General features: G+C 68.7%; 13 protein-coding genes. All 13 read left to right on the forward strand.

All coding sequences use genetic code 11. The annotated features are described in order from the left end of the window. The first annotated feature begins 20 nt into the window (after window positions 1-20). The 13 genes from AC3A3Q_RS06165 (at window position 21) to AC3A3Q_RS06225 (ending at window position 14802) form a co-directional block, all read left to right on the forward strand. Complete coding sequence (locus AC3A3Q_RS06165) at window positions 21-653, forward strand: nucleotide-binding protein (protein ID WP_487585384.1); 633 nt, start codon at window positions 21-23, stop codon at window positions 651-653. 98 nt (window positions 654-751) lie between these two features. After that, on the forward strand, window positions 752-1228 hold the full coding sequence (locus AC3A3Q_RS06170; protein WP_487585385.1) for a SixA phosphatase family protein: 477 nt from the start codon (window positions 752-754) through the stop codon (window positions 1226-1228). 23 nt (window positions 1229-1251) lie between these two features. Beyond that, window positions 1252-1872: a YceI family protein gene (locus AC3A3Q_RS06175; RefSeq protein ID WP_487585386.1), complete on the forward strand. Its 621-nt coding sequence runs from the start codon at window positions 1252-1254 to the stop codon at window positions 1870-1872. Further along, complete coding sequence (locus tag AC3A3Q_RS06180) at window positions 1872-3956, forward strand: phospholipase D family protein (protein WP_487585387.1); 2085 nt, start codon at window positions 1872-1874, stop codon at window positions 3954-3956. The genes AC3A3Q_RS06175 and AC3A3Q_RS06180 overlap by 1 nt, the downstream gene beginning before the upstream one ends. A 393-nt stretch (window positions 3957-4349) precedes the next feature. Continuing rightward, window positions 4350-4547 (forward strand): hypothetical protein, encoded by a 198-nt coding sequence (locus AC3A3Q_RS06185; RefSeq protein WP_487585388.1) that lies wholly within the window; start codon window positions 4350-4352, stop codon window positions 4545-4547. Between the two features lie 45 nt (window positions 4548-4592). Continuing rightward, window positions 4593-4781: a hypothetical protein gene (locus AC3A3Q_RS06190; RefSeq protein ID WP_487585389.1), complete on the forward strand. Its 189-nt coding sequence runs from the start codon at window positions 4593-4595 to the stop codon at window positions 4779-4781. A 364-nt stretch (window positions 4782-5145) separates the two neighbouring features. Further along, the gene (locus AC3A3Q_RS06195) at window positions 5146-5505 is read left to right on the forward strand and encodes a hotdog fold thioesterase (RefSeq protein WP_245157008.1); all 360 of its coding nucleotides are present in this window, start codon (window positions 5146-5148) and stop codon (window positions 5503-5505) included. Window positions 5506-6127: 622 nt separating this feature from the next. Continuing rightward, window positions 6128-8689 (forward strand): glycoside hydrolase family 3 protein, encoded by a 2562-nt coding sequence (locus AC3A3Q_RS06200; protein ID WP_487585390.1) that lies wholly within the window; start codon window positions 6128-6130, stop codon window positions 8687-8689. Between the two features lie 176 nt (window positions 8690-8865). Further along, complete coding sequence (locus AC3A3Q_RS06205; protein ID WP_487585391.1) at window positions 8866-9672, forward strand: lysophospholipid acyltransferase family protein; 807 nt, start codon at window positions 8866-8868, stop codon at window positions 9670-9672. Window positions 9673-9749: 77 nt separating this feature from the next. Next, a complete protein-coding gene (locus tag AC3A3Q_RS06210; protein ID WP_487585520.1) occupies window positions 9750-10733 on the forward strand; it encodes a YheT family hydrolase in 984 nt (327 codons plus the stop codon). 103 nt (window positions 10734-10836) lie between these two features. After that, window positions 10837-12903 carry a tetratricopeptide repeat protein gene (locus tag AC3A3Q_RS06215; RefSeq protein WP_487585392.1) on the forward strand — a complete coding sequence of 689 codons (2067 nt, stop codon included), beginning with the start codon at window positions 10837-10839 and terminating at the stop codon, window positions 12901-12903. Window positions 12904-13035: 132 nt separating this feature from the next. Further along, entirely contained in the window at window positions 13036-13662 is a 627-nt protein-coding gene (locus tag AC3A3Q_RS06220) for a YbhB/YbcL family Raf kinase inhibitor-like protein (RefSeq protein WP_487585393.1), read from the forward strand. A 60-nt stretch (window positions 13663-13722) separates the two neighbouring features. Then, window positions 13723-14802 carry a diguanylate cyclase domain-containing protein gene (locus tag AC3A3Q_RS06225; protein WP_487585394.1) on the forward strand — a complete coding sequence of 360 codons (1080 nt, stop codon included), beginning with the start codon at window positions 13723-13725 and terminating at the stop codon, window positions 14800-14802. The last annotated feature ends 179 nt before the right edge of the window (window positions 14803-14981 follow it).

A 14981-nucleotide genomic window follows, 5' to 3' on the forward strand; every position in this document is an offset into this window, starting at 1 on the left:
TCCATCCAGAGGGAGTTCGCATGAAGACCGTGCTGGTGGCCAGTTCCAAAGGGGGCGTGGGCAAGACCACGATTGCCACCCATATCGCCGCGCAATCGGCCATCGATGGCCTGCGTACCGCGCTGGTCGATGCCGATCCACAGGAATCCTCCACCCGCTGGGCGCAACGCCGCGCACTGCTCGACAGCGCCGTGCTGCCGCTCGACGGAACCCGCCGCAAGGCCTGGCGCAAGCATCTGCCCGATGACACCCAGCGCCTCGTGATCGATGCACCTGCCGGCGCGATGGCCGACGATCTCGACAGCTTCCTCGACCAGGCCGACGCCGTGATCGTCCCGATCCAGCCCTCGGCGCTGGATATCGATGCCACCGTGCCGTTCCTGGATTCGCTGGCCCGCCACCCGCGGGTGCGCAAGGGCTCACTGCGCGTGGGCCTGGTCGGCAACAAGATCAAGCCATGGACCAATGCCTCGCAGCAGGCGCTCGAGCTGCTGGCCGCCTGGCCGTATCCGGTGGTGGCGCAGCTTCGCGACAGCCAGGCTTACGTGGTCCTGACCGGCCTGGGCAAGAGTCTGTTCGACTACCACTCCGCGCAGGTGCGCGAGCACCAGGACGACTGGCAGCCTTTGCTGAAGTGGTTGAAGAAACCGTGAGGAGCAGGTTGATCAGTTCGACATCACGCCGGTCGAGGATAATGCACGCTCGATCTTCATCCGATCCTCGGTCCAGACGCGAAAAGGTAGCGACGCGAATGCGTGAATTGATCCTGCTGCGCCATGCCCACGCCGAACCTGCCGGTAACGGCCAGGCCGACCTGGACCGCCCGCTCTCGGCCGAAGGGCTGGCCGAGGCCGAAGCTGCCGGCCGCTGGCTGGCGGCCAACAAGCTGGTGCCCGACTGCGTGCTGTGTTCGCCCTCGCGGCGTACCCGCGAAACACTGGAAGCGGTGCTGGGCGCGATCGGCTATGTCGACCAGCGCATCGAACCGTCGATCTACGAGGCGACGCCGGGCACGCTGATCGCCCTGGCCGACACCCACGGCGAGTCCGAGCGCTTGATGGTGGTCGGCCATAACCCCGGTCTGGAACGGTTGGCCGCGCTGCTGCACAGCGGCCAGTCGGGCGATTACCGCGGCATGCCGCCCGGCGGCATCGCCGTGCTGAGCGTGCCTGCCGAGACCAGCCTGGAGCCGGGAGTGGCCCAGCTCAGCGCTTTCTGGTGGCCGTGACGACGAGTTCGCGATGCGCCCCCGTGGCGCTGTTGTCCTGCGTGCTGATGTCGTGCCTGTGGACGTGCCTGTTGTGGGGCTGGGGCTGGCCTGCGCTGGCCCGGCAGGCGTCGGCGCCCGCACCTGCTGCCGCGCCCGCGGCAGCGACGGTGCAGGGGTTCGACACGCGCTACACGCGCTTTGGTTTCGAACTGCGCACGCGCTGGGGCCAGCGCGTGGTCGGCGTGTTCCCGCAGTACGAGGGCGACGTGATGCAGTTGCCCGATGGGCGCCACCTGGTCCGCATCGTCCTGCGCACCGGCGCTGTGGTGGTCGCCGAATCCGAGCGTTACACGGCCATGGCGCGTGGTCCGGGCTTCTTCGACTCGCAAAACTACCCGTTGATCGAGTTCGAGTCCGACCCGCATCCGCAACAGCTGATCCAGTCCGGCGGCCGCCTGCGCGGTCGACTGACGATCCATGGCGTCAGCCGCATCGAGTCGTTCGAGCTGTCGCCGGCGACATGCGACCGGCCGGGCAAGGACTGCGAGGTCGTCGCCAGCGGCAGCATCAGCCGCTCTGACTACGGCCTCGACGGCTGGCAACTGGCCCTGACCGACCGGGTCCGCTTCACCATGCGCGTGCGCGTGATCGAGGCCAGGTGATGCCCAGGCACTTGCGGTGGGCGGCGGTCGTACTGGCGCTGGCGGTGTCCGGCTGCGCCTCGCTGTCCAATGCCGAGCGTGATCGCGCCAGCGCGATAGTGGTGGCGGCGCGGTCGACGCAGCTCGATTGCGTCCGCGATGACGCCTGCGCGCAAGCCTCGCCGCTGCGCCAGCTGGCTTCACGCGCCTTCGCCGGATCGACCGAGCAGGCACCGCGCCATTACGCGCTGATCCTCGATGTCGGGCCGGATGCATTGCTGGCGCGCATCAACCTGATCCGCAGCGCCACCACCGCGATCGACCTGCAGACCTACATCTTCGACGAGGACGACGCCGGCCGGCTGGTGATGGACGAGCTGCTGGCCGCCGCGCGCCGCGGCGTGCGCGTGCGCGTGCTGATCGACCAGTTGTCGGCGCTCAAGCACGTCGACACGCTGGCGGCGCTGGCCGCTGCCCACGCCAACTTCGAGCTGCGCCTGTACAGCCCGGTGCTCGGCCGCGCCCAGACCAGCTACCCGCAGTACGCGCTGGCGGCGGCATGCTGCTGGAACAAGCTCAACCAGCGCATGCACACCAAGTTGCTGCTGGTCGACGGCGCCGTCGGCATCACCGGCGGGCGCAACTACCAGGACGACTATTACGACTGGGACGACGAGTACAACTTCCGCGACCGCGACCTGCTTGTCGCCGGCCCGGTCGCGCACGTGATGGGCGCGGATTTTTCGCTGTTCTGGAACGACCGCCGCAGCGTCCCGGTCGAGCGCCTCAACGATGTCGGCCACCGACTGCTCCATGGCGGCGTGCCGCCGTTGCCGGCCGCGGTGTACGAGCGGCCGCAACGTGCGCAGGCGATGCAGCGCGATGCTGCCGATGTAGCCCTGGTCACGCAGCGACTGGCCCAGCACGCGTTGCTGGTGGGTGATGTGCGCTACATCTCCGACACCCCGGAAAAACACCACAGCAACGGCGCCGACCAGCAGGCAGTGGCGTCGGGGTCGCTGCGCGAGCTGATCGAATCGGCGCGCAAGGAAGTGCTGCTGCAGACGCCCTACCTGGTGCTGTCGGATGCGGCGCAGGAAATGTTCCGGCAACTGCACCAGCGTCCGCGCGAGGAGCGACCGCGGGTGATCGTCTCGACCAACAGCCTGGCCGCGACCGACGCCTTCATCGCCTACGCCTTGTCGTACAAGTACAAGCGCCGCTACCTGCGCGAATTCGGCTTCAACATCTTCGAGTACAAGCCATTCCCGCGCGATGCACCGATCGATGTCGCCACCACGGGCGCGGTCCTGCCGGCGTTCGATGCGTCGGGCGCGGGCAGCGGCGTGGTGCCTGACGGCACATCTCCAGACGGCACAGCTCTCGACAGCACCGACGCCGATCCGGCATCGCTCGAACCTGCGAACGCACTGACCGGCGAGGGCATCGAGACCGAACCGCCGGGCCGCCAGGCCGCGACCCCGCAGCAGACGCACCGCGAACTGCGCGAGCGTTACGACCGTCGCAGCGCGCTCGAACGCGAGCAATACCGGCGCGCGCTGTCGCGCGAGTACACCGCACTGCGCTACGGCTCGCGCAAGGCCAACCAGCCGGTGCCGCTGGAACGTGCCGGCGTGCGCATCGGCATGCATGCCAAGTCGATGGTGATCGACGAGAGGATTGGCGTGGTCGGCACGCACAACTTCGATCCGCGCGGTGACCACTACAACACCGAGAGCGCGGTGGTGATCGAGGACGTGGCGTTCGCCCAGGCGTTGGCGCAGAGCATCCGTCGCGACATGGAACCGGCCAACTCGTGGGTGATCGCGCGCCGCGACAAGCCGCCGGTGTTCTCGGGCCTGGACTATTCGATCGGCAAGATGTTCGAGGCGATGCCGATCTTCGACCTGTGGCCGATGCGCTACGCCACCAGCTACGAGTTCGTGCCCGGACCGGAGTGCCCGCAGCCTTTGCTGCCGAGCGATCCGGGCTTTCGCGCCTGCTACACCCCGGTCGGCGACTTCCCGGAAGTGGCGCTCGGTTTGAAGGGCATCACCACGCGGATCTTCACCGCGTTCGGCGCGGGGCTGGCTCCGATTCTCTGAGTCTGGGCCGCCTTTTCAGGGGGGCCAGGGCCCTTCAGGGGCAGCCTCCGTGGCCGCGTCCGGCGCCATCCGAAGCCCGGTTTCGCGCACTGGCCACTTCGCCCCCCGCTCGCGAGCCCCCATTCAGCATGCTTACCGTGACGCCCGTCACTGTCCCTGTTGGCCCGGATCGGGGGTCTTCGGGCCGTCAGCGTGACCGGGAGCGTTCACCCCTGCCATCAGTCATGGCAACGGTTCGCTCGAAATAGCTATCTATATCAGCAAGTTCCGGATGCGGTCCCGCTTCACCAGGTAGGTCTTCGGTGGGGTGACTTCTGGCCCATGGCGGAATCGATCTGGTGTTGTAGTCTACCAACACACCAAGTCACACCCCCGCTGACAAAGGACACCGCCATGAACGCCATCCGCCTCTCCAACCTGTTTGCCAAGCCGGCCGCCCCGGCCCGCCTGACCGCCAACCTGCTCAACGCCGCCCCGGCCCGCACGCATCGCGAACGCGATTTCGGCATCGGCTACGGCAACAGCAGTGGCTACGCCAGCAACCGCCGCTACACCTCCGAGTGGGGCCCGACGCGCTTCCGTTGCGCCTGAACCGCTACTCGCCACACCGCAATACCTCTTCGCCAGGACCACGCCATGAACGCCTTCACCCACACCCCGACCGTCCCCGCCACTGCTGCTCCGCGCTCGAACGTTGTTCCGATGCCGCAGCGCCATGTTCACCGCGAGCGTGACTACGGCGTCGGTTACGGCAACAGCAGCGGCTACGCCACCAGCCGCCACTACGCCCGGGACTGGATGCAGCCGCGCTTCCGTTGCGCGTGATCCGAGCGAAGAACCCACCGGATGAACGTATCGAATGACGCTGTCGCAGCAGTAACTCCTGATCAGCACCAACCGCTCCACCCGCACCACCGCACCACACAAGGCATCTCTCACTTCCCCCTGGCCCGGGGCCGGCACGTCGGACTCTCTCCGTGGCGACGCGCCGTCCTCCGGGCCGATTTTTTTGCTCCGTGACACCCCGGTTCGCCGCAATCTCCCGAGCCGCCGCAATGGCTGGCAGCCACCGCCCACGCTGGGCTAAGGTGGCGAAATGAGCGACGACACCACCCCCCCGCCGCAGCGCTCGCCGTTCCGCGGCATCCCCGACCTGGCCGACCTCAATGCGCTGTCCAAGGGCACCGCGATGGAACCGCTGGGAATCGTCTTCACGCAGATCGGTCCCGACTTCGTCCGCGGCACCATGCCGGTGGACGAGCGCACCCGCCAACCCTATGGCCTGCTGCACGGCGGTGCCTCGGTCCTGCTGGCCGAGACCCTGGGCAGCAGCGCCGGCAACCTGTGCGTCGGCAGCGACGAGGTCTGCGTCGGCATCGAGATCAACGCCAACCATCTGCGCGCCGCCCGCGACGGCATCGTCACCGGCACCGCCCGCCCCATCCACGTCGGCGCGCGCACCCAGGTCTGGGACATCCGCATCGAAGACGAGCGCGGCCGCCTGGTCTGCATCTCGCGCCTGACCCTGGCGGTAGTGGCGCGCACCTAGCCAGTCAATTGCGCCTGCGTCCGCGTCTGCCGCTGCCGCTGCCTTTGCCTCTGCGGAGCGGCGCCGTCCGCCGGGCCGGGGATTGCTCCGCCCCTTAGTCAGACATCCTGTCTGATGCGGGGCGTGGGTCATCCATGGCCCACTGCGGAGCAATCCCCGGCCCGTCGAACGACGCTCCGGAATTTCATTGCCCGGTCTTCGTCCTAAGCCCGTCATTCCCGCGAAGGCGGGAATCCAAGGACGTTGCTTCGCACTTGAAACCACCTCAGCCCTTCGCGGGCGTCCGTGACCAAACTCGCAACCGAGCGAGGGCACGGACACCGCCGCGGGCCGGCACAGCCCGAGTCCGACCGCTCCAGTTGCATCACGCGCGCGCTGCGCTCTCGCCAACAGCCGAAGTCAATAAAACCGTGTCAGCTTCCGGAAGGAGGAGGTGGGGTGTATTTCGCGAACAGTAAACGGAGCGAAGCGCAGGTTCGCGAAATGCACCCACCTCCTCCCCCGCCAAGGCCTCTCACCAAGGCCCCCCCAGAGACGGAAGGATTATTGACGCCGCCAGTCGATGGGCCGCAGTCTTGCCCCGCCAGCGAAAGCGCCTGGCGTGGGGATCACGGAGACGGCCTTGGACACAGCAGCACGCGCGGAACGACCGCGCAGGAAGAGCATCTGGGCAAGCCTGGTGGCAGTGGGCCTGGTGACAGGCACCGGCGTCGTCGTTGCCGCTGACGACGGCAGCGTCCATCCCGAGCTCTGGCCGAAAGTGGCGCGCGCCATACCGCTGGATCGCGCGACCGAGCGCCGCATCGACAAACTTCTGGCGACGATGACGCTGGAAGAAAAAGTCGGCCAGATCGTCCAGGGCGACATCGCCACGCTCACTCCCGATGACGTCCGCAAGTACCGACTCGGCTCGGTCCTGGCCGGCGGCAACTCCGACCCCGGCGCCAAGTACAACGCACCGCCCGCCGCATGGCTGGCCCTGGCCGACGCCTTCTATGAAGCGTCAATGGACACCAGCGGCGGCGGCAAGGCCATCCCGATCCTGTTCGGCATCGACGCCGTGCACGGCCAGAGCAACATCGTCGGCGCCACCGTCTTCCCGCACAACGTCGGCCTGGGCGCCGCGCGCGACCCCGCGCTGATCCGCGAGATCGGCCGCGTCACCGCGATCGAAACCCGCGTCACCGGCATGGAGTGGACGTTCGCACCAACCGTGGCGGTGCCGCAGGACGACCGCTGGGGTCGCGCCTACGAAGGCTATTCGGAACAACCGCAAGTGGTGGCCGACTACTCGGCGGCGATGGTCGAAGGCCTGCAGGGCAAGCCCGGCACGCCGGGGTTCCTCGACGGCCAGCACGTGATCTCCTCGGTCAAGCACTACGTCGGCGACGGCGGCACGGCCGAAGGCAAGGACCAGGGCGACAACCTGGCCAGCGAACAGGTGCTGCGTGACGTGCACGCGGCCGGGTACCCGCCGGCGGTGGCGGTCGGCGCGCAGGCGGTGATGACCTCCTTCAGCAGCTGGCAGGGCATCAAGCTGGCCGCGCACAAGGGCCTGATCACCGATGTGCTGAAGAAGCGCATGAACTTCGACGGCTTCGTCGTCACCGACTGGAATGCCCACGGCCAGGTCCCGGGCTGCAGCAACGATGGCTGCCCGCAGGTCGTCGTCGCCGGCATCGACATGTTCATGGCGCCCGACACCTGGAAGGCGGTCTACGAAAGCACGCTTGCCGCCGCACGCTCCGGCGAACTGCCGATGGCGCGCCTGGACGACGCCGTGCGCCGCGTGCTGCGGGTGAAGTACCGACTGCACCTGTTCGACGCCGGCAAGCCCTCGCAGCGCCCGATCGGCGGCAAGTTCGAATTGCTCGGCGCACCGGAGCACCGCGCCATCGCGCGCCAGGCCGTGCGCGAATCGCTGGTGCTGCTCAAGAACGCCAACCAGGTGCTGCCGCTTGATCCCAGGCGCAACGTGCTCGTCGCCGGCGACGGCGCCAACGACATGGGCAAGCAGAGTGGCGGCTGGACGCTCAACTGGCAGGGCGTGGGCAGCACGCGCGCCGACTTCCCCAATGGCCAGACCATCTGGGAAGGACTCGACAGCGCCGTGCGCGGCGCCGGTGGCCATGCCGAACTGGCGATCGATGGCCGCTACAAGCGCAAGCCCGACGCCGCCATCGTGGTGTTCGGCGAAGATCCCTATGCCGAGTTCCAGGGCGACATCCCGACGCTCTGGTACAAGCCCGGCGACGATCGTGATCTGGAACTGATCAAGCGACTGAAGGCCGAGGGCATTCCGGTGGTGGCGGTGTTCCTCAGCGGCCGGCCGTTGTGGATGAACCGCGAGATCAATGCCGCCGACGCATTCGTCGCCGCCTGGCTGCCGGGCAGCGAGGGCGGCGGCATCGCCGACGTGCTGCTGCGCGGCAGCGACGGCAAGGTCGCCCACGACTTCAAGGGACGGCTCGGATTCTCCTGGCCGCGTCGTGCCGACCAGTACATCAACAACGTCGGCCAGGCCGACTATTCGCCGCAGTTCGCCTTCGGCCATGGCCTGGGCTACGGCGATGACGGCAACCTGGCCAAGCTGTCGGAAGAGCCGGGCGTTTCGGCGGCGATGGGACGGCCGGGCGTGTACTACGCCCGCGGCGTGCTGACGCCGGGAATCACGATGCGCCTGCAGGGCGCGACCGGTGCCGCGGTCGATGCACCGGCACTGCCGGCCGCATCCGGCGATGGCAGCGTCAAGGTCCGCGGCGTGGACCACATGGCGCAGGAAGACGCGCGCCGGATCGAATGGTCCGGTGCCGGCGCGGCGACCGTGTCGCTGCATTCCGATGCCGCCAAGGAACTCGTTCGCGAGACCAACGGCGACGTGATGCTGGTGCTGACCGTGCGCGTGGATTCGCCGGCGCAGGGCGATGTCGCGATCGGAGTCGGCTGCGGCCCGGGTTGCGGCGCGACGCTGCCGCTCGCCGAGACCCTGGCCACCCTCGAACCCGCGCGCTGGACCACGCTGGGCATCCCGCTCAAGTGCTTCCAGGCCGTCGGCGCCGACATGAGCAAGGTCGACACCGTGTTGAGCTTGAAGGCCAAGGGACCCAGGCAGCTGTCGTTGTCGAAGGTTTCGCTCGGCGCGCAGGGCGATGCGGAAAAGGTGATGGCCTGCGCGCTGAAATGACCTGACACACAGGAGCGAGCTTGCTCGCGAACGCCTGGCAGCAAGCCGGTTCGCGAGCAAGCTCGCTCCAACATGCAGCGCGATCGCGCGCTGCCGCCATTCATCGCCGCAACATCCACCCACGTATGGCGAAACAGCGCTGGCCGCAGCGACATCGCTTCGGTATCGTGCCATCAATGAATGCGCCGTCCCCCCATGCCGGCGCGACGGCGCCGACCGCGGCGCCCGCCGCGCGCGTCCTCCGTTACCTCGTCCGCGTGCCACTGCTGCTGTGGCACGTCGTCGTCGACCTGCCACTGGTGTTGCTGCTCGGCACGCCGCTGACCGCTGGCGTGCGCGTCGGCAACGAGCGCCTGGACCATCGCGCGATCCGCGCCTGGTCGGCGGGCCTGATGTGGATCTTCGGCTTCCGCCTGCGCCGTGTCGGCGAACCGCTGCAGGGCGCGGCAATGTTCGTCGCCAACCACGTCAGCTGGATCGACATCGAGACCCTGCACAGCCAGCGCATGATGGGTTTCGTCGCCAAGCGCGAGATCGAAGGCTGGCCCCTGGTCGGCTGGCTGGCCGCGCGCGGCGAGACCATCTTCCATTCCCGCGGCAGCACCGAATCGCTCGGCGGCGTGCTGCACGAGATGCTGGCGCGCCTGCGCGCCGGGCGCTCGGTCGGCGTGTTCCCCGAAGGCGGCACGCGCGGCGGTCGCGAGATCGGCCCGTTCCATGCGCGCATCTTCCTGGCCGCGGTCGAGGCCGGCGTGCCGGTGCAGCCGGTGGCTTTGCGCTATGGCGAGGGTGGCGAGGCCCAGCACGTCGTGGCGTTCCAGGCGGGCGAGAGCTTCCTGGGCAACTTCGTGCGCCTGCTCGGTGAACCGACCCGGCTGGCCGAAGTGCACTTCCTCGAGCCGATCGCCCCTGGCGAGGCCGAAGGACGTCGTCGCATCGCCGATCTGGCCCGATCGCGAATTGTCGAGGCCATGACGGCTTGAGTTGTACGTTTACATCGCCATGGCATTCGTAAATTAGTGGGCGCACTCGAAATCGTATGGCTATGGTCCGAGGCATGCTGACTGCCGCCGACTACCGACCGCCACGCTGGCTGCGCAACGCGCACATCCAGTCGGCGCTCGGCTCCAGCTCGCTGCGCCGTCGCCATGGCGAGCGCAGCCTGGCCGAACTGGGCGCGGTCAGCACCGAACACCTGATCGACGCCGGCGATGCCCGCCTGCACGGCCTGCACAGCGCCATGCCCGACCGCGAGTCGCGCGGCCTGGTGCTGCTGCTGCACGGCTGGGAAGGCAGCGTCGACTCCAGCTACATGCGCCTGACCGCGGTGCAGCTGCTCAGGGCCGGTTTCGAGGTGTTCCGCCTCAACTTCCGCGACCACGGCAACACCCATCACCTCAATGAAGGGCTGTTCCACTCCAACCGCATCGACGAGGTCGTGCGCGCGGCGGTGGAAGTGTCGAAGCGCTTTCCCGGGCGGTCGATGGCCGTGGCCGGTTACTCGCTCGGCGGCAACTTCGCACTGCGCCTGGCGCTGCGCGCGCCAGCGGCGGGCCTGGAGCTGGCCCACGTCGCCTCGGTCTGCCCGGTGCTGGATCCGGCCCGGACCATGGAGTCGATGGAGAACGGCCTGCCTGTCTACCTGTGGTACTTCGAGCGCAAATGGCGCGACTCGCTGGCGCGCAAGCGCGAGCTGTTCCCGCAGGTGCACGCCTTCGACGACCAGGTGCTGGGCCTGCGCATGCGCCCGCTGACGCAGTGGATGGTCGAGCGCCACACCGAGTTCGGCACGCTGGAGCGCTACTTCGACGGGTATTCCATCGCCGGCGCCCGCCTGTCCGCGCTGCAGGTGCCGGCCAGCATCCTGATGGCGCAGGACGATCCGGTGATCCCGGTCGACGGCTTCCATGCGCTGACCCTGCCGGGGACCGCGCAATTGGAGATCGCCCCGTGGGGCGGCCATTGCGGCTTCCTCGAGGGCGCCAGCCTGGACGGCTTCGCCGAGCGCTGGATCGCCCAGCGCATGCTCGACGCTGCCGGTTAATCCGCGCAGCCCTCGAATCAGGCTGAAAACCCGGTCCTGCAAGGCGGGCCGGGCGCCCGGTAGCCGCTACAATCGCGGTTTCGCCTGAATCATCGAGCAGTCCATGTACGAACCGATCATTGACGCCCTGCGCCGCGGCGCGGCCAGCGAAGCGCTCACCGCAGCGCGCGAGGCCATTGCCGCCCAGCCGCAGGACGCCAACGCGCACCGCCTGCTGGCCGCCGCCCTGCGCCTGGACGGCGATCGCGAAGGCGCGCTGGCCGCCATCGGCCAGGCCATCGAACTGACGCCGGACGACGCCAACCTGCACCTGGAGCGCGCCGGCCTGCTGCTGAGCGAACGCCAGATCGACGAAGCCCAGGCGGCCCTTGCCCGCACCACCGGCCTGGACCCGAACCAGTTCCCGGCCTACATCATCCAGGCCCACCTGGCGATCGCCCGCGGCGACCTCAACGAGGCCGAGCGCCTGGTCCGCACCGCCGCACGCATCGCCCCGGAGCATCCGCACGTGGCCGCGGTCGAAGGCACGCTGGCACTGCGTCGCGGCGACGCCGACCGCGCCCTGTCGATCCTCAGTGGCGCCGCCGAGCGTGCGCCGGGCGACGCCCAGCTGCGTCACGCGCTCGCCTTCGCCTACCTCGGCAAGGGCCACCACGCCTTCGCCGAGCAGGCGTTCCGCAGCCTGCTCGAAACCGATCCGACCTCGCGACCGTTGCGCCTGATGGTGGCCAACCTGCTGCGCCTGCAATCGCGTCCGGCCGAAGCGGCCGACGAGCTGGTGCCGCTGCTGGAAGGCGAGACCGCCACGCCGGGCATGCACCGCCTGGTCGGCGAGCTGGAACTGGACGCCGGCCGCAACGAACTCGCGCTGCCGCGCCTGCGCGCCGCCTTCGCCGCGCAGCCGCTCGATCGCCGCAACATCCTGGCGCTGATCGAAGCCTGGCGTCGCCTGGAGCGCCTCGACGAAGCCCGCGAGACGCTCGACGCGACGCTGGCCGAACACCCGCAGGCGCCGGACCTGTGGCGCGCGCGCCTGCTGTTCGAGGAATTCGCCGGCGACCAGGCGCGCGAAGTGATCGCGCGCTGGCGCGAGGCGATGCCCGACTACATTCCGGCACTGGAAGCGCAGTCGACCCTGCATGACCAGTCCGGCGAGCACGACCAGGCTTTCGCCATCGCGCAACGCATCACGCAGCTGCAGCCGGGCCACACCCTGGCCGAGCTGCGCGTCGTCGACCAGCTGCTGCGCAGCGACCCCGACGCGGCGGTGCTGCGCGTGGAAGGCCTGCTGGCACAGGCGCCGGACCCCAGCGTCAAGCGCAGCCTGCGCCAGCTGCTGGGTCGCTGCTTCGATGCCGCCGGCCAGCCCGATGCGGCGGCTGCGACCTGGGCCGAACTGCACGCCGACGTCGTCGACGAGCGCCTGCCGCTGCCTGAACCCGGCAAGCCGATCACGCAGTGGCCGGAGCAGGCGCCGCTGCCGGAACCGGCACCGGGCATGCTGCTGCTGTGGGGCGCACCGGGTTCGCTGGTCGAATACATCGGTGCGACCCTGAAGCATTCCGGTGCACCGCTACTGGTCGACCGTTTCGGCGCGCAGCCGCCGACCGACCCGCTTCAGCGCTACAACACCGTGGCGGGCCTGATCGACGGCACGCTCGACCCGGCCTACATGGTCAGCCTGTGGCGTGCGGCGCTGCCCTCGCGCGGCATCCACGACGGCAACGTGTTCGACTGGCTGCTGTGGTGGGACAACGCACTGCTGCTGGGCCTGCGCCCGCACCTGCCCGAAGCCGTGCTGATGGTGGCGGTGCGCGACCCGCGCGACATGCTGCTGGACTGGCTCGCCTTCGGCGGCCCGGTGCCGCTGGCGCTGGCCTCGCCGCTGGAAGGCGCGCGCTGGCTGGCCCGGACCATGGAACAGATCGCCGAACTCAACGAGCAGGACCTGTTCCCGCACCGCCTGATCAAGATGGACGACGCCAACCCGACCGGCGTCGCCCAGGCCGTGGCCGATGCACTGGGCGCACGCGTGGCAGTGGTTCCGCAGGAACAGATCGGACCGCCGCATTTCGCCGCAGGTCACTGGCGCCGGTTCAAGGACGCCCTGGCCGAGGAGTTCGCGGTGCTGGCACCGGTGGCGCAGCGCCTGGGCTATCCGGCGGAATAATCCCGGCCTGCAAGGTCGGCCTGCAAGGCCGGCCCTGCCGCCGGCCTTCGTCGTATGGCAGTCCGGTGCGGTGGTGGCGTAGCCTGCGCGGACATTGCACCGGGCCCGACCGGCCCGGCAAGGAGGACCCCCATGTACATCCGCAGTGACAGCTTCGAGCACCGCCAGCGCATCCCGGCGGAATTCGCCGCCGGCCAGGCCACCGCCGACGGCTTTGGATTCGCGCCCAACCGCAATCCGCACCTGGCCTGGGGCGATGCCCCGGCGGGGACGAAATCCTTCGTGCTGCTGTGCGTCGATCCGGACGTGCCGACCGAGCCGGAGATGGTGGGCAAGCCCGGCGTGCTGATTCCGTCCGAGCAGCCGCGCTGCGACTTCGTGCACTGGGCGATGGTCGACATCCCGACCAGCGTCAGCCAGATCGTGGCTGGCAGCTGCAGCGACGGCGTGGTGCCGCACGGCAAGACCCGTCCGGCCGGTCCGGCCGGCGCGCGCCAGGGCATGAACGACTACACCGGCTGGTTCGGCGAGGATGCCTCGCTGGCTGGCGACTGGTTCGGCTACGACGGCCCGTTCCCGCCGCCGAACGACCTGCGCCTGCACCGCTATTTCTTCCGCCTGTTCGCGCTCGACATCGACCACCTGCCCGTGCCGGACCGCTTCACCGCCGCGCAGGCAACCAGGGCCATGCACGGGCACGTCCTGGACGAAGTGGCGATCTACGGCACGTACTCGTTGAACGCCAGCGTCAAGGACTGAACGTCAGGGACTGACTCCTCGCCCGCGAACGCGGGCATGCCATCGCACAGGGGAGTTGCGATGCAATACCAGGAAAAACTGGAGTCGCTGGTCGAGGCCGTGCAGCAGTTGTCGCTGGCACGCGACCTCGACAGCGTGGCGACGATCGTGCGCGCCACCGCGCGCACACTCGCCGGCTCCGACGGTGCCACGCTGGTCCTGCGTGACGCCGGGCAGTGCTACTACTACGACGAAGACGCGATCTCGCCCTTGTGGAAAGGCCAGCGTTTTCCGCTGAGCCAGTGCATCAGCGGCTGGTGCATGCTCAACCGCAGCGCGGTGGCCATCGAGGACATTTACCTCGACGAGCGCATCCCGCATGCGGCCTATCGCCCGACGTTCGTGCGCAGCCTGCTGATGACGCCGATCCGCACCATCGAACCCATCGGCGCGATCGGCAGCTACTGGGCGCAGCACCACATTCCCAGCGCCGAAGAGATGCACCTGCTGCAGACCCTGGCCAACGCTACTTCGGTCGCGCTGGAAAACATCCAGATGCATGCCGAGCTGGAGCAGCGCGTGCTCGATCGCACCGAGGAACTGGCGCGCACCAACCAGCTGCTGCGCGAGGAAATGCTCGAGCGCGAACGCGCCGAGCGCGAGGTGCGCCTGCTGTCGCTGACCGACGAGCTCACCGACCTGCACAACCGCCGCGGCTTCCAGGTGCTGGCGACGCAGGAGCTGGAAGTGGTGCGGCGCCTGCACCAGCCGTGCCGGCTGATCTTCATCGACCTGGACGGCCTCAAGCAGGTCAACGACCGCCATGGCCATGCCGCCGGCGATGTGATGATCCGCCAGGCGGCGGAACTGATGCGCGTGGTGTTCAGCGAGGCCGACGTGCTCGCGCGCTGGGGCGGTGACGAGTTCGCCGTGCTGGCGCTCGATCCCATCGACGAGGCCACCGTGCGTCGCCGGGTCGAAGTCGGCTTGAAGCAGTTGGCGGCACGGCACGCCAACCAGCCCTACGTGCTGTCGCTGAGCGTCGGCGTGATCGATCCGGCGGACACGCCAGGTGCCACCCTGTCGGAACTGCTGATGCAGGCCGACGCCGCGATGTACGCGATCAAAGCCGGAAAACCCTCGGCAAGAGTGACAGCCTAGTCTCCACTTCGATGAGGTGGCTCTTTGAGATGATTCTCATGGCCACCCCGGCGTAACGGCCCGAAGCTTGCCGCTTCGCCCAAGACCACCCGTCAGATTGATGCACCCCGGGCCGCCAGTAACTACTCGTTTACCGAAACCGATCCTCCGTCACCTCACACCGATCCTGGTGACGCTTT

The organism is Lysobacter sp. Soil_C_59 (assembly GCF_057656415.1).

Excerpts from the sequence above, each read along its gene's own strand:
- AC3A3Q_RS06165 (WP_487585384.1), top strand. The coding sequence starts at position 21 with ATGAAGACCGTGCTGGTGGCCAGTTCCAAAGGGGGCGTGGGCAAGACC.
- AC3A3Q_RS06170 (WP_487585385.1), top strand. The coding sequence starts at position 752 with ATGCGTGAATTGATCCTGCTGCGCCATGCCCACGCCGAACCTGCCGGT.
- AC3A3Q_RS06180 (WP_487585387.1), top strand. The coding sequence starts at position 1,872 with ATGCCCAGGCACTTGCGGTGGGCGGCGGTCGTACTGGCGCTGGCGGTG.
- AC3A3Q_RS06185 (WP_487585388.1), top strand. The coding sequence starts at position 4,350 with ATGAACGCCATCCGCCTCTCCAACCTGTTTGCCAAGCCGGCCGCCCCG.
- AC3A3Q_RS06190 (WP_487585389.1), top strand. The coding sequence starts at position 4,593 with ATGAACGCCTTCACCCACACCCCGACCGTCCCCGCCACTGCTGCTCCG.
- AC3A3Q_RS06195 (WP_245157008.1), top strand. The coding sequence starts at position 5,146 with ATGGAACCGCTGGGAATCGTCTTCACGCAGATCGGTCCCGACTTCGTC.
- AC3A3Q_RS06205 (WP_487585391.1), top strand. The coding sequence starts at position 8,866 with ATGAATGCGCCGTCCCCCCATGCCGGCGCGACGGCGCCGACCGCGGCG.
- AC3A3Q_RS06215 (WP_487585392.1), top strand. The coding sequence starts at position 10,837 with ATGTACGAACCGATCATTGACGCCCTGCGCCGCGGCGCGGCCAGCGAA.
- AC3A3Q_RS06220 (WP_487585393.1), top strand. The coding sequence starts at position 13,036 with ATGTACATCCGCAGTGACAGCTTCGAGCACCGCCAGCGCATCCCGGCG.
- AC3A3Q_RS06225 (WP_487585394.1), top strand. The coding sequence starts at position 13,723 with ATGCAATACCAGGAAAAACTGGAGTCGCTGGTCGAGGCCGTGCAGCAG.